Below are 12,082 nucleotides of genomic sequence, written 5' to 3'. Positions count from 1 at the left end.
TATTTTTAGTTATTATTAGAATGTCCTGTTGGATTTTTAAATATGCAGTAGGAAATGCGCAACGCTAATGGAATAGCAAAACAAAATAAAAGCCCCATAAGCACGATAAGAAGTGTTTTTGCTGCTAAGATCATTCCTATTGTTCCTCCAGGATTAAAGAGGCCTGCAAGATTAGTGATGACTCCTGCTAGAGTTGCACTTAAGGCCGCTGAAAATAGTTGCACAAAGGTAAGGGATTCACTTGCACGCAGAGCATCTTCATCATTTGCACATTGTAATATCCTTGTGAGTAAATGTGGCCACGCTATACCTGCACTGACCCCAATAGAAAATAGTGCTAAGCAAATAATAAAAATATATTCAACTGTGGAAACTTCTGTTGGAATAAGCCATAAAAGAATAGTGATGCCTAACAGTTTTAATAAGGGGGAGTATACAATGATGTTGCGAATTTTTCTTGCGGAGATACCAGCACTTGAAAGGGCTCCACATGTCCACCCTAGGCTCATGAGTGCTGCTATATAACCAGCAATAAGTGGAGCTTGCCCATGAAGCTCTTGAAGAAAAAGTGGAAAATAAAGTTCTATACTATAGACGACTGTTGTCATAACGAGGATCAATGCGTAAACAGGAAAAATTTCAGAAGAAAAGGAAAAGGATTTATGCGGCAACATAGGGTGAAGATTAGATGATTCGATTCTTGCTAGAACAAAGAGAAGACTAAGTCCGATAACGAGCCCGCAGATTTTTGCCATTGTTGACTCCATAGCCCCTCCAACCGAAATGATAAAAATCAATAAGGTGAGTATGAAAAGCTGGAGAAGAGGAAAAGGGGATGTTGGAATATCACTTTCATTCTTTTTTGGTAAAAATTTAAAGGCGATGAGTGAGAAGAATATAGCAAATACACCAATGATCCAAAAGGATGCTCTCCATAGGCCATAATATATAGAAAGCCCTCCGATCGCTGGTCCTAATAAGGTTGATATTCCCCACATTCCAGAAATAACACTTAATGCGTGTGACCATAAAGATGGATTAAAAAAAATACGCACCATGGAATAGGATAGGGATAACAAAGAACCACTTCCAAATCCTTGAATAAAGCGTCCTATTAAAAATAATGGCATAGATGAAGAAATGCTGCACAGGAAAGTCCCTAGGGTAAAGATAACTCCAGAGATAACATAAGCGTTACGGGGACCTAGTTTTCCTAATATTTTTGTTGCAAGGGAAGTTCCTACGAGAGAAGCTGTAATGAAGACAGTAGCAACCCAAGAATAATATATTTCATTGCCAATATGATTCATAAGGGAGGGTAAAATAGTAATAACGATATAAACGTTGGTGGCGTGCAGCACAACTCCGCCTGTAAACGTTAAAAAGCAAGGACCATTTTTACTCAATAGAAGCGTAGACCAGCTTTGTTTTTTCACTGTTTTTGCTATTTAATAAAAGTTTATTTTCTTTTTATTTATAAGGCAGTTCTTTAAATTCACCAAGAAAAATTCAAAGCTCTATTTAGAGCTTTGAATTTTAATTAAATTATTGCTTAATTGTCCATTGCTTTTTTGAGATTTTCATCAATTTTGTCGAGAAAACCTGTTGTAGAAAGCCATTTTTGTTTAGGTCCAATCAAAAGCGCGAGATCTTTCGTCATAAAACCTTCTTCAACGGTTTTAATACAAACTTCTTCCAATGTTGTGGCAAAGTTTTTTAATTTATTATTGTTATCCAGTTTGGCCCGATGCGCTAGTCCACGAGTCCATGCAAAAATAGATGCAATAGAATTTGTTGATGTTTCTTCATTCTTTTGATATTGACGGTAGTGGCGTGTTACGGTGCCGTGTGCGGCCTCTGCTTCAACAATTTTACCGTCCGGTGTCATGAGAACGGAAGTCATAAGACCAAGAGAACCAAAACCTTGGGCAACAATATCAGACTGAACATCACCATCATAGTTTTTACATGCCCAGACATAGCCGCCTGACCATTTAAGTGCCGAAGCTACCATATCATCAATGAGACGGTGTTCGTAATACAATTTACGGTTTTCAAATTCATTTTTAAATTCCGTATCAAATATTTCTTGAAAGATATCTTTAAAACGACCATCGTAAGTTTTTAGGATGGTATTTTTTGTTGAAAGATAAACCGGAACATTCCGCTGTAGTCCATAATTAAAAGCTGCACGGGCAAAATCACGAATTGACTCATCAAGATTATACATTGCCATGGCAACCCCTGCACTTGGGGCATCAAAAACATCATGCTCAATAACTTGATCATCATCACCAACAAATTTAATACTTAGTTTCCCTTTGCCTGGAAATTTAAAATCTGTTGCTTTATATTGATCACCAAAAGCGTGACGTCCGATAATAATTGGCTTTGTCCAGTTAGGAACAAGGCGAGGGACATTTTTACAGATAATGGGTTCGCGAAAAATAACGCCTCCTAAAATATTGCGGATAGTGCCATTGGGTGATTTCCACATTTTTTTTAAGTTAAATTCTTTAACACGTGCTTCATCAGGTGTGATGGTTGCACATTTTATACCAACCCCATATTTTTTGATAGCATTGGCAGAATCAATCGTTACCTGATCATTGGTTGCATCACGGTTTTCGACGGAAAGATCATAATATTTGAGATCAATGTCGAGATAGGGATGGATTAATTTATCTTTGATATATTTCCAGATGATACGGGTCATTTCATCCCCATCGAGTTCAACAACGGGATTTTCTACTTTGATCTTTGCCATTAGAAGTCCTTTTTCTTTTAAGTGATATTACCTTATAGCACTTTCAGGTTTATAATGAAAAGTAAAAACAAGGGGCAAAGGGGCATGTAAATGTGTGTGGGGGAGGGAATATATGATCAATAGAGTATAAAACTTTATTGAAGAGTTTAATTTTTGAAAAGAAGTGATGTGTTTGCAAATCTATTATCATTGTGTAACTGAAAAAAGCATAATTTAATTAATAAATTAAGGATGTTTCTGGGGAATAGGGATATATATTTTTATCATCAAATTTCCTATTTAACGTTTTGATAAGTTGATTGTATTCTCAATGAGGGTTTCTTGAGTTTTTTTCGTGAGTAAGCATCTATTTTTATATCGCCATTTAATCTAAAATTACGGACTGTTTGTTTATAAAAATTTAATGTGATATAAAAAGCCCTGTAATGAGGGATGATTCATCTAAAATGCTTTCTTGGTAATCAATTTCAGTTTTAAAAGTTGAAAGAAATATATAAAGGGTGTGGTTGGTTTTTATTTAAAAATTAATAGCATACGTACAAATACCGCTTACAAAATCACCGTATCACTAGAGAAATCCTCTAACTTATATTTTATTAATTTTTTAATTGATACTAAGGACTACACTAGACTTCTTTCTATGAGGAAAAACGACAAATGAATCATCAGATGACTTTTACACCTTTTCTAAGAAAAGACCTCTTTAAAAGTCTGTTCCTTGATTTTTATTTATGATCCATGATATTTAAAACATAAGTAAAATCAATATCTTACACAGAAGAAAAGAAAAATTGGTACGCCCAAGGGGAATCGAACCCCTGTTTCCGCCGTGAAAGGGCGATGTCCTAACCGCTAGACGATGGGCGCAAACCAATGATGAGGCTTATAGAGAGGATCTTTTTACTTCGCAAGCCCTCTGTGTCATTTTTTTTGAAAAAAATGTGTTTTATTGAATAATTTTTAAATGACTTTTGTTTAAATCATTTTATTTTCTAAGTTTTTTTATAGAAAAAATATAGAGTTATCATGATGGATAAAAAATTTTGCTGCGAACATCATATTTAGTGAATGATATTTGTTGTTTACTTTCAGTTTGATGCCTATATAAAAATGATCATAAAAGCATTTTAAAGATATTTATTTTTTACGTATTTTACTCATTTTTGTCTCATGCTTGTACATGTGAATATCCTTTAACTTACTTGAGAGAGCCTTTATACAGAAGGCTGCTTATTTAAGCTTATCATAAAGCAAAGTTTATATAATTTATGAAAGAGAAAGAAATATTTATGAGTAAGTTAACAAAGAGTGCGAATCATACAAAAGTTTTTTCAAATCATAAGCTGTAGATTTCTTTCAATTTCACAAGAAGAAAATATGTATGATAAAAATAAAAAATATTGAGGAAATTTTTAGAAATATTTTAAAAATTATTTTTCTCAACTATACCTTTACATGGATGTGAAAAATTTAAAGGATTTTTATTTGTTCTCTCACATCTTTAGAAAGTTCTTTATTTGAAAATGAATCAGTGCAGGTAAAGGATTTATGGAGTTTTTTGTCATTGCAATTTGTTCGTTTTTAAAAAAATTGGCAATAAGTTAAGGTAAAATATTTAAACTTTGCAAATTTATTCTCCATATTTATAATTTTTCAGAATTATGCTGTACACAAATGAGTTTTTGTTTTTTACATTTAATGTAATGTTCTATTTTTATACAGAAGAATGTTAAGCTCTTTACATTAAAGAACGACAATTCAAGCTATATAATGGTAGGAAGGAATGCATTATTATTTAATAATCCACTTTATATTTTGTCCATTCTCTTTACGTATCCTATGAAAGAATGTTTTTTGTTTAATACTTGTTGATTTGGAAGAGATATGTTTGTATTTTTTACCAAATATTCGATATTCTTTTGCGTATTATTGATTATTTTTTGAGAGATTTTTTCTATCCCTTGTTGATAGAGATTAGTTTTTATGAGAAGGCTTTTACTTTTTAAAAACAAAGCAATTTTTTTTACGGTAATTTGCATTTATCAATTTTGTAGATTTTCATTTTGAATTAGATCTTTTATAAAGGTTTTAAAATTTTAAAAGAAAATAAATATTTGTATTTTTAGGAATTTTGATTGAACAAGCGGGGATAATGCTATTAGAAAAAAGTATGGAGGGAGCAGGGGATTTCTTTTGTCCTGATGGATATCAATATTCTTTTTGTTGCCAGTATTCTTTGTATTGCCAGTATTCTTTGTATTGATTGGCACATCATTTAAACGATATTTTCAATATGGATAAGGATCAATGGTTAGATAATGGCAGAAGCTTTAAAAGTTGGTATTGCGGGACTTGGTACGGTTGGTACCTCAGTTGTTCGAGCTCTATGTGAAAAAGCGAATAGTTTGGCTTGTCAGTGTGGGCGATCCATCAAAGTTGTTGCTGTTAGTGCGCGCGATAAAGGCCGTGATCGTGGAGTTGATCTCAGTAATATGAGATGGTTTGATTCACCTGTGGAGATGGCTGCCTTTGACGAGATTGATGTTTTTGTCGAGTTAATTGGTGGTGAATTGGATATTGTATATACTGCTGTTAAGAGTGCGCTTGAGGCAGGACATCATGTTGTAACAGCCAATAAAGCTCTTCTCGCTCGATATGGGGTAGAGCTAGCTATAATTGCAGAACAAAAAGGCGTTTTTCTTCATTTTGAAGCAGCTGTCGCAGGGGGAATCCCTGTCATTAAAGCGATGAGAGAATCGCTTGTCAGCAATCATATATCGCGGATTTATGGTATTCTCAATGGAACCTGTAATTATATATTAACACGCATGTTTACAGAAGGCCTTTCATTCAAAGATTGTTTAGCAGATGCACAAAGATTGGGGTATGCTGAAGCAGATCCAACTTTTGATATTGAGGGAAATGATACCGCTCATAAATTAGCTTTGTTAACAAGCTTGGCATTTGGAACAGCTGTTTCGTTGGATGATGTTTATGTTGAAGGAATTCATAATATTTCGCAAATTGATATTCGGGCGGCTGATGAATTGGGATATAGAATTAAGCTTTTAGGGGTTGCTTTAAAAACGGATTCTGGAATAGAGCAACGCGTTCACCCAACAATGGTCCCAACATCCTCAATGATTGCACAGATCAATGGTGTAACCAATGCTCTTTCTATTCAAAGTGATTTATTAGGTGAATTATTATTTTCTGGTCCTGGCGCTGGAGGAATGGCAACAGCATCAGCTGTTATTGGTGATTTGGCTGATATAGCAAAAGCACGTTCTGGTTTTCACTATGCACCTGTTTTAAGACGTCCAGCTTTAAAGCTTTCTCCTCATAAAAAAGCACGCATTTCACATCATGCAGGGGGCTATTTTATACGTTTAAATGTTCATGATCGTGCTGGTGTTTTTGCCGCGGTTGCAAGGCATATGGCTGATAATCATATTTCGCTAGAGTCGATTGTTCAAAGACCTTTTATAGAAAATCAGATTGAAAAAACGATTATTTTAATCACACATGAAACAACAGAAGTGAATGTACGACAGGCACTTGCAGAAATTGAAAAAGATGGACATCTTGTTGCAAAATCTCAATTCATTCGTATTGAACGTATGGCAGAGAATTGATAACTTATCTTGATAAGACAAGCTGGAATATTTTTATCTCTTGTGGAAAGTTTTCATCTTTGTCAAAAGCTTTATTTTTAGAGCTTAATTAAGAACTCATATTTTTTCTGGTATTTATTCGGTAGGATTTTTTCATATGCCCACAACTCAGAAGACTTTAAATGGACTTGATCGTATTTTGACACTTGAATTGGTACGTGTCACTGAACGTGCTGCTGTTGCTGCTGCGCGCTGGCGCGGACGTGGCGATGAAAAGGCAGCCGATCAAGCTGCTGTAGATGCAATGCGGCAGGAACTTAATCGATTGCCTATTGAGGGTACAGTGGTGATTGGCGAAGGTGAGCGGGATGAAGCGCCCATGCTTTATATTGGAGAAAAAGTAGGTCTTCAAAATGGACTGGCGATCGATATTGCACTTGATCCATTGGAAGGAACAACACTTTGTGCTAAAAATCTTGCCAATTCTTTGGCAGTGATTGCTATTGCTGAAAAAGGTAACCTCCTTTATGCTCCTGATGTTTATATGAACAAAATTGCTATTGGTCCTGGTTATCCAAAGGGATTGGTGGATATAGATGCTTGTCCTACCGATAATATTCATGCTCTTGCAAAGGCTAAAGGTGTGGCTGTTAATCAGATTACTGTTTGTATTATGGATAGGCCTCGTCATGAAAAACTGATTGAGCAAGTGCGAAAGACAGGGGCATCGATTCGCTTGATTGGTGATGGAGATGTTGCTGCTGTTATTGATACAACTGATCCAGAAGAAACAGGTATTGATATTTATATGGGAATTGGTGGTGCTCCAGAGGGTGTTTTAGCGTCTGCTGCTTTACGCTGCATTGGAGGACAGATGCAAGGTCGTTTGTTGCTTGATACAGAAGAGAAAATTGCTCGTGCAGCCAAAATGGGGATTAGTGATCCCAATAAGGTTTATACAATGGAAGAAATGGCAAAGGGTGACGTTTTGTTCTCAGCGACAGGGGTGACAGATGGTAACATGCTGTCTGGTGTTAAATTCACGCCTCGCTACATTCAAACGGAAACTCTTGTAATGCGTTCTCATACGGGGACAGTTCGCAATATTAAAGCAAAGCATAGAGATCATTCGAAATTTGATTAATGTTTTCCTTTTTGTCATCCCTAAAAAATAGAGAGATTACTTTTAGCACGAACACTTCCATGAAGGCCGATATATCTTCATGGAAGCCTTTATAGATATGAGAATATCGTCTTATTATGAGAGCTGGACAGAATAAACCCAGCCATTTTTATCTTCTATATTTCCTTTTTGAAGACCAACCAATTGTGCTTGAAGTTGCTTTGTGACTTCTCCAACTGTTTCATTTCCAATAATAAATTCTCCTCCTTTATATCTAAAACGGCCGATTGATGTGACAACGGCAGCTGTACCACAAGCAAAAACTTCTTTAAGTTGTCCACTCTTTACATCTTCTTGAAGCGATGCAAAAGAATAAGGACGCTCTTCTATCGTTAATCCCATTTGTTTAGCCAACTGTAAAATTGAATGACGTGTTATTCCCGGAAGGATTGTTCCATTAAGGGGAGGGGTTACGAGTGTATTATTGTCCATAATAAAGCAGACATTCATACCGCCAAGTTCTTCAATCCATGTATGTTCAACCATATCAAGGAAGAGCACTTGGCTACAATTGTTTTCAATCGCACTTTTTTGTGCAAGTAAGCTGGCTGCATAGTTTCCACCACATTTAGCAGCACCTGTTCCTCCTGGACCTGCACGACTATACTCTGTTTCAATCCAGACGCTGACAGACTTTTCCTCTCCTTTGAAATAGGATTCAACTGGAGAGGCTATGATACAAAAAAGATATTCTTGAGAAGGGCGAACGCCCAAAAAGTTTTCATTACCAAACATAAATGGACGAATGTAGAGGCTTACGTTAGGATGATCAGAAACCCACTTTTGATCAATTTTTACTAATTGATGAACGGCATCCAGAAAAATATCTTTTGGTAATTCTGGCATCGCTAACCGGTGTGCTGACTCTATAAATCTTTGTGCATTAGCATCAGGACGGAAGAGCAAGATGCGTCCATCTTTTGCACGATATGCTTTTAAACCCTCAAAAATCTCCTGTCCATAATGCAAAACGGTACTTGCAGGGTTAATTTCTAAAGCTTTGTATTGAGAAATAACGGCGTTATGCCAGCCTTTGTCTTCTGTCCACTGAATAGTGCACATATGGTCTGTAAAGAATTGACCAAAACCGGGACTTTTTAAAATTTCTTCACGTTTTTTTTCTGATAGAGGTGATGGGTTCTTTTCTATTGTAAAGGGAAGTGATGATATGGGAGATTTCATAAGAAAAACCTTTTGAGACTGTTTTATTTTTTATTTAATAAAAATAACGAGATATTTCGCTCATAACTCTATTATTAGCAAATCCTTTGTGTCAATGTTTTATTGTAGAACGCAAAGGGTTTTATTATAGCGTTCAAAGGTTATGGTAGATATTTTAATTCTATTCTCGGTTCTCTTTCCTCACTTTAATAAAGGTATCTGGAACCTTTATCTTTCTTTATCGTTTTCTCAAAATAAGTATCTGAATGATTTCATATATGCATATTTTCTAAAAATTTTAAGGTTAAGGGGATTGAGAAAAGGAATCCACTATGATTGATAAAAATTATCACACATATGAAGAACGTATGGCTGAAGAAAGAAAAGATCATGAACAGCGTGTTTCAATCGCTAAGGGTATTTTTGCTATTCTTCTTGCTCTGGTTATTATTTGGTTTGTTTTTGGTTTTTTAGGATCTTTTTTTGCAAGACCTCCTGAACATAGTTCACATTATAATACTCCACAAACAAGTCAGAGCATAACAACGCCTCAAAAAGATTTAAATTCAACCCCTCCTGTACCTTATACCTATAAGAGTACGCAGTGATTTTTTTTGAAACATAATCTTTTAAATAAGGCGAAAATTGATGCAGATTAAAGAATAAAGTTGAGGTAAATACATAAACCAAAAAGATGGAGATGATTTTAATTTCTGAAGTTTCTGATAAATCATTGAAATAAATCATGTAACGGTTTTAACAACCGTTACATGATTGGTTTAGCGTGTTACGAAGCAATTTCCACCAGAATTTTTAATGGTTTCACAAAGGATTATAGCTTCATCACGGTTCTGCGTTTGAATACGGACACGGTAATAGGTTCCTTTTCCTGGTATAAAAGCCGACTGAATATTTAAAGGACGAGACCCGATAATGAATCCAAATTTGGATTTCATATTTTTCAAAGAATCTCTAGCTAACTCATGCGTTGGTTGAGAGGAAAGTTGTACATAATAACTCTCTGAATTTTGTGGTAAAACTCTATTTTCTGATGTGGGGCGAGTGGCGGTGTGCGTTTCGACTTCTGCATTTCTCTCTGCATGGGAAGGAATTGGGATAAATTTTTCTTCAATATTCTCAATATTCGCATCAGAAGTATTTTCAGCGATTATTTTATCAATATTATTTTTGAGATCATAATCACTTTCTTGGTCTTTTTTATCGGAATTATGCGACAAAACAGCGGATGACTCTTGAAGATCGTCAGGAATTTGATCAATGGATTGAGCAGCAGTTTTACTCTCTGTTTGATGTACAGGAGCCAGTGTAATTGTACCATCTTGATTGACAATAACGGTTTTTACTTCTTGCGTTGGAATAGTATGATGGATAGCTTCAGTGACTGCATCCTCAACATCAGATTTAGTCGAAGAAGATGATGAAACATTTGGAGACTCTTCTGGATTTAATCCCTCTAAGTTATCAGGTTGCTCAGAGCTATCGATAAGAAATTGTTGTGTATTTTCTTGTTTGTCATTCTGCCCAGTTGTTTGTTTATAGACATCTAAATTATGGGCAACATCATTTTTCGTTTCAGTTGTTTCTGGTTTGAATTTAAAAGGTGTATTATCAGCGTGGATAATGACCCTTTCTTCATTTTTCTGTGATGACATGAAAAAATAATAATAACCAGTAAACCCAATGGCTACTAAAATAAGAAGAAAAATACCTTTGATGAAAACTTTACTCAAAATAGAACTTTTAAGGGGAGGAGGTGCTGATGGAGGCGTAGGGATTCCATCTGACCCTGTGTATAGTGAATTCTCACTCAAAGAGGGAGAATTATATTCGATATTGGCATCAGAAAAATAGTCGGCATTTTGCTCTTTAGAATTTATATAAATCCCTTCTTTTGAATTTTGCATAGTTTGATGAAAAACTTCGTTGAAAGTTTCATTTTTCTGTTGTTTTTGAGAAAAATTATCTGTTGGAACATGTCCTACATTGAGTACATCTGCAAATTCTTCTTCCAAACCACCTGTTGGTACATCATATTCTGGGGCTTCATACGGGACTTCTGGAACCATAATAGGACCAGTTTTTTCTACGATTTCTTCCGAAAATTTATAAGTATCAACATTGGGTGGGGGAGTATCTCTGTGTGTATAGTTATGGGCAAAAAAGCTCTCTGTTTGTTTTGTATTAAGAGGTTTTGATGAGGAAAAAAACTCGTCTAAATTATTTTGGTTATATGAAATTTCTCTGTTTGGGTTAGAGACATTTTCAGGCTTATTGATGTATTGGGTTTGAGCTTCATTATATGTTGGAACTTTTTCACTGTAAGCTTCTTGTTGTGAAGGATTTTCTTCAAAAAAATGGGGATAATTGTTTGTATGATCTTCTTGTGAAGATCCCTCTAAATAAGATTGTCTGTCAACGTGTGTTGAATCCAAAGGGGAGGAGAAGCCACTTGTTGTCTGATTTTTTGCTGTGTTTTGTCTTTCTGACACAAGGTTAGAAGATGAAAAAGACTTATTTGCTTCCGGAGAAGAGGAAACATCCGTATAATTTTTTTGGGGTAAATTTTCTTGATCCGCTGAAATGTTATAGGGATGGTTTCTGGAAGGATCATAGAAGTTTTGATTATCATCATAAGTTTTTTGTACATTCGAAGTCTCAGGTTGTTGTGAGGTCGTTTGTGAAAAACGATTGGTTCTTTCAACAGTTTCTGTCTCATCTTTCTTATTTTCGAGTCTTTCAGATTCATTAAAAAAGAAATTTTCTGATTCTGATTGTGAGATAAAATTTCTTTTTTCAAAAAAAGAATGAGCACTTGTTGCTGTTTTTTTCTGTTGAGACAATTGATTCTTTTGGTGATTCTTTTGGATTGGTAATGGAGAAAGCGCGTCTAAAATTTGTTCTTCATCATGACTGGTCGGTGAAGAATATTTTTCTTCAGATAAATTATTTTGTTTTGAATGGTTGAAAGAATCAGTTTGTGCAATATCTGAGGCTCTTGCGTCGCTGGTTGCATGCAAGTTCCATTGCTTTTTTTGATCATCAAACGGTAAGTCGTGTGTTAAATTATTTTCAAGTTCTTCTTCTAGGAAAGACAAATCAAAATCATCATCAGGGGATGATGTTTTGGAATGAGATGTCGAGCGATCTGTCTGTAAAGAAGAGTGCTCATTTTGGTTTCCGCTTTGTTTGGTCGGATTAAAAATGCGCGTAAGTCTTTCTAAAGGATCATGGTGTTCATGATCGTGTTTTGTTTCGTGCGGATTTTTGCGATCGTTATCGCTCATAGCTTTTCTCACATAATGATTTGCACTCACGTGCAATCAATGGTTAATTTTG

Annotated in this window: 7 protein-coding genes and 1 tRNA gene; 3 read left to right on the top strand and 5 right to left on the bottom strand. The window is 35.3% G+C overall.

Annotation, left to right across the window (positions count from 1 at the left end):
• Nucleotides 1-5 precede the first annotated feature (5 nt).
• From PVV59_RS02165 to PVV59_RS02155, 3 genes are all read right to left on the bottom strand, one after another.
• On the bottom strand, nt 6-1,436 hold the full coding sequence (locus tag PVV59_RS02165) for an MFS transporter (RefSeq protein WP_273754272.1): 1,431 nt from the start codon (nt 1,434-1,436) through the stop codon (nt 6-8).
• A gap of 116 nt (nt 1,437-1,552) precedes the next feature.
• Nucleotides 1,553-2,767: an NADP-dependent isocitrate dehydrogenase gene (locus PVV59_RS02160; protein WP_273754270.1), complete on the bottom strand. Its 1,215-nt coding sequence runs from the start codon at nt 2,765-2,767 to the stop codon at nt 1,553-1,555.
• Between the two features lie 792 nt (nt 2,768-3,559).
• Nucleotides 3,560-3,634, bottom strand: a tRNA-Glu gene (locus tag PVV59_RS02155).
• Nucleotides 3,635-5,085: 1,451 nt separating this feature from the next.
• Here PVV59_RS02155 and PVV59_RS02150 point away from each other — a divergent pair.
• Both PVV59_RS02150 and glpX read left to right on the top strand, forming a co-directional pair.
• A complete protein-coding gene (locus PVV59_RS02150) occupies nt 5,086-6,402 on the top strand; it encodes a homoserine dehydrogenase (protein ID WP_273754269.1) in 1,317 nt (438 codons plus the stop codon).
• Between the two features lie 136 nt (nt 6,403-6,538).
• Nucleotides 6,539-7,525: a class II fructose-bisphosphatase gene (glpX, locus tag PVV59_RS02145; protein ID WP_273754268.1), complete on the top strand. Its 987-nt coding sequence runs from the start codon at nt 6,539-6,541 to the stop codon at nt 7,523-7,525.
• A 114-nt stretch (nt 7,526-7,639) separates the two neighbouring features.
• Here the strand turns inward: glpX and PVV59_RS02140 are convergent, their stop codons facing one another.
• Nucleotides 7,640-8,746: a branched-chain amino acid aminotransferase gene (locus tag PVV59_RS02140; RefSeq protein ID WP_273754267.1), complete on the bottom strand. Its 1,107-nt coding sequence runs from the start codon at nt 8,744-8,746 to the stop codon at nt 7,640-7,642.
• 311 nt (nt 8,747-9,057) lie between these two features.
• Between PVV59_RS02140 and PVV59_RS02135 the strand changes: the two genes are divergently transcribed.
• A complete protein-coding gene (locus PVV59_RS02135; RefSeq protein ID WP_273754266.1) occupies nt 9,058-9,333 on the top strand; it encodes a hypothetical protein in 276 nt (91 codons plus the stop codon).
• A gap of 171 nt (nt 9,334-9,504) precedes the next feature.
• Here the strand turns inward: PVV59_RS02135 and PVV59_RS02130 are convergent, their stop codons facing one another.
• On the bottom strand, nt 9,505-12,030 hold the full coding sequence (locus PVV59_RS02130) for an SPOR domain-containing protein (RefSeq protein ID WP_273754263.1): 2,526 nt from the start codon (nt 12,028-12,030) through the stop codon (nt 9,505-9,507).
• Nucleotides 12,031-12,082: the final 52 nt, after the last annotated feature.

This window comes from Bartonella sp. MM73XJBT.G (genome assembly GCF_028618435.1).
GTDB lineage: Bacteria > Pseudomonadota > Alphaproteobacteria > Rhizobiales > Rhizobiaceae > Bartonella.
This window is presented reverse-complemented; position numbering and strand designations above follow the sequence as displayed.

What these genes read in the sequence shown, in the direction of transcription:
- PVV59_RS02160 (WP_273754270.1), bottom strand. Translation starts at nt 2,767, where the DNA reads ATGGCAAAGATCAAAGTAGAAAATCCCGTTGTTGAACTCGATGGGGAT.
- PVV59_RS02150 (WP_273754269.1), top strand. Translation starts at nt 5,086, where the DNA reads ATGGCAGAAGCTTTAAAAGTTGGTATTGCGGGACTTGGTACGGTTGGT.
- glpX (WP_273754268.1), top strand. Translation starts at nt 6,539, where the DNA reads ATGCCCACAACTCAGAAGACTTTAAATGGACTTGATCGTATTTTGACA.
- PVV59_RS02140 (WP_273754267.1), bottom strand. Translation starts at nt 8,746, where the DNA reads ATGAAATCTCCCATATCATCACTTCCCTTTACAATAGAAAAGAACCCA.
- PVV59_RS02135 (WP_273754266.1), top strand. Translation starts at nt 9,058, where the DNA reads ATGATTGATAAAAATTATCACACATATGAAGAACGTATGGCTGAAGAA.
- PVV59_RS02130 (WP_273754263.1), bottom strand. Translation starts at nt 12,030, where the DNA reads ATGAGCGATAACGATCGCAAAAATCCGCACGAAACAAAACACGATCAT.